Raw genomic sequence first — 2,821 nt, 5'->3', positions numbered from 1 at the left:
GTTCGAGTCAATCTGCCTCTGCAAGTGCAAGTCAGTCGGCGTCGACAAGTTCGAGTCAGTCAGCCTCAGTGAGCTCAAGCCAATCTGCCTCAGCAAGTTCGAGTCAGTCAGCCTCAGTAAGCTCCAGCCAATCAGCATCTGCAAGTTCGAGTCAGTCCGCTTCAGTGAGCTCGAGTGAGTCTGCTTCGGTGAGCGCCAGTGAGTCAGCATCGGTAAGTTCAAGCGAATCCGCTTCAGTCAGCTCCAGCCAGTCAGCTTCAATAAGTTCAAGCGAATCTGCTTCAGCCAGCGTGAGTCAGTCTGTATCTGTAAGTGCTAGTCAGTTTGCTTCAGCAAGTGCAAGTGAATCCGCTTCAGCCAGCGCTAGCCAGTCTGCCTCAGTCATCACAAGCGAATCTGCATCAGTAAGCTCGAGTCAATCAACCTCAGCGAGCGCAAGTGAATCTGCTTCAGTAAGTTCGAGCCAATCAGTATCAGCGAGCGCAAGTGAATCTGCTTCGGCAAGCTCAAGCCAGTCAGCCTCAGTCAGCACAAGCGAATCCGCTTCAGCAAGCTCAAGCCAGTCAGCGTCTGCAAGCACAAGCGAATCTGCGTCAGCCAGCGCGAGCCAGTCAGCTTCAGTAAGCACAAGCGAATCCGCTTCAGCGAGTGCTAGCCAGTCAGCTTCAGTAAGCTCCAGCCAATCAGCATCTGCAAGTGCTAGCCAGTCTGAGTCAGTGAGCGCTAGCCAGTCAGCTTCAGTAAGCTCGAGTCAGTCAGCGTCTGCAAGCACAAGCGAATCTGCGTCAGCCAGCGCGAGCCAGTCAGCTTCAGTAAGCACAAGCGAATCCGCTTCAGCGAGTGCTAGCCAGTCAGCTTCAGTAAGCTCCAGCCAATCAGCATCTGCAAGTGCTAGCCAGTCTGAGTCAGTGAGCGCTAGCCAGTCAGCTTCGGTAAGTTCGAGTCAGTCTGCCTCAGTCAGCTCAAGTGAATCTGCCTCAGTAAGTGCCAGTCAATCAGCATCATTGAGTTCGAGCCAATCAGCGTCTGCAAGCTCAAGCGAATCCGCTTCAGTGAGCTCGAGTGAGTCAGCCTCAGTAAGTTCGAGTGAGTCAGCTTCAGTAAGTTCAAGCGAATCCGCTTCATCGAGTGCCAGTCAATCAGCCTCAGTCAGCTCCAGCGAATCTGCATCAGTTAGCTCCAGCCAATCCGCTTCAGCGAGCGCAAGTGAATCTGCGTCAGCCAGCGTGAGTCAATCTGCTTCAGTAAGTTCGAGTGAATCAGCCTCAGCGAGCGCTAGTCAATCTGCCTCAGTAAGTTCAAGCGAATCAGCCTCAGCGAGCGCTAGCCAATCCGCTTCAGCGAGCGCAAGTCAATCAGCATCATTGAGCGCAAGTGAGTCAGCCTCTGTAAGCACAAGTGAATCCGCTTCAGTAAGTGCTAGCCAGTCTGCATCATTGAGTGCAAGTGAGTCAGCATCAGTAAGCTCGAGTCAATCCGCTTCAGTAAGCGCAAGTGAGTCAGCATCGGTAAGTGCTAGTGAATCTGTTTCAGTAAGTTCGAGTCAATCAGTCTCAGTAAGCGCCAGCCAATCAGCGTCAGTGAGCTCGAGTCAATCCGCTTCAGTAAGTGCAAGTCAGTCTGCATCTGTAAGCGCAAGTGAGTCAGCCTCAGCAAGTGCTAGCCAGTCTGCTTCAGTAAGTTCGAGTCAATCCGCTTCAGCGAGTGCTAGCCAGTCAGCTTCAGTAAGCGCAAGTGAGTCTGTATCGGCAAGTGCAAGTCAATCAGCTTCAGCCAGCGCAAGCCAGTCCGCATCGGTGAGTTCGAGTCAATCAGCCTCAGCGAGCGCTAGCCAATCCGCCTCTGTAAGCTCCAGCGAATCAGCTTCAGCCAGCGCAAGCCAGTCAGCTTCAGTAAGCTCCAGTCAATCCGCATCTGCAAGTTCGAGTCAGTCCGCCTCAATAAGCTCGAGTCAATCTGCATCATTGAGTGCCAGTCAATCCGCTTCAGCAAGTTCGAGTCAATCTGCTTCAGCGAGTGCCAGTCAATCAGCCTCAGCGAGCGCTAGCCAATCCGCCTCTGTAAGCTCAAGCCAATCCGCTTCAGTGAGCGCGAGCCAGTCTGCATCATTAAGCTCAAGCGAATCCGCTTCAGTAAGTTCGAGCCAATCAGCCTCAGCGAGCGCAAGTGAATCGGCTTCAGCAAGTTCGAGCCAGTCTGCATCAGTGAGCTCGAGTCAATCAGCCTCAGTCAGCTCAAGCCAATCAGCTTCAGCAAGTGCCAGCCAATCAGCTTCAGTAAGCTTGAGTCAATCCGCTTCAGCGAGCGCGAGCCAATCTGTATCGGTGAGCTCAAGTCAATCGGCTTCAGTGAGTGCTAGCCAGTCCGCTTCAGTGAGCGCAAGTCAATCCGCTTCATTGAGTGCTAGTCAGTCAGCGTCTGTAAGCTCCAGCGAATCTGCATCAGCGAGCGCCAGCCAGTCGGCCTCAGCCAGCGCGAGCCAATCAGCATCTGCAAGTGCTAGTCAGTCAGCGTCAGTGAGCTCTAGTCAATCCGCTTCAGTGAGCGCTAGCCAATCTGCTTCTGTAAGTTCGAGCCAATCCGCATCATTGAGTGCAAGTGAGTCAGCATCAGCGAGCGCCAGCCAGTCTGCGTCCGTAAGCTCCAGCGAATCCACTTCAGTTAGCGCTAGCCAGTCTGCTTCAGTGAGTGCCAGCCAATCAGCATCTGCAAGTGCTAGCCAGTCTGCTTCAGTGAGTGCCAGCCAATCAGCATCTGCAAGTGCGAGCCAGTCTGCTTCGGTAAGTTCTAGTCAGTCAGCCTCAGCCAGCGCGAGTCAATC

At 53.6% G+C, this 2,821-nt stretch carries 1 protein-coding gene; it reads left to right on the top strand.

The window, feature by feature from the left end; all coding sequences use genetic code 11:
* Positions 1-2,821: hypothetical protein (locus tag B7717_RS00035; protein WP_193432025.1), on the top strand; the 2,821-nt coding region annotated here is incomplete at both ends.

The sequence above is a fragment of the Streptococcus oralis subsp. oralis genome (assembly GCF_002096495.1).
Lineage (GTDB): Bacteria > Bacillota > Bacilli > Lactobacillales > Streptococcaceae > Streptococcus > Streptococcus oralis_CU.
Note: the sequence above shows the minus strand (reverse complement) of the source record. Positions and strands in the feature narration are given on the sequence as shown.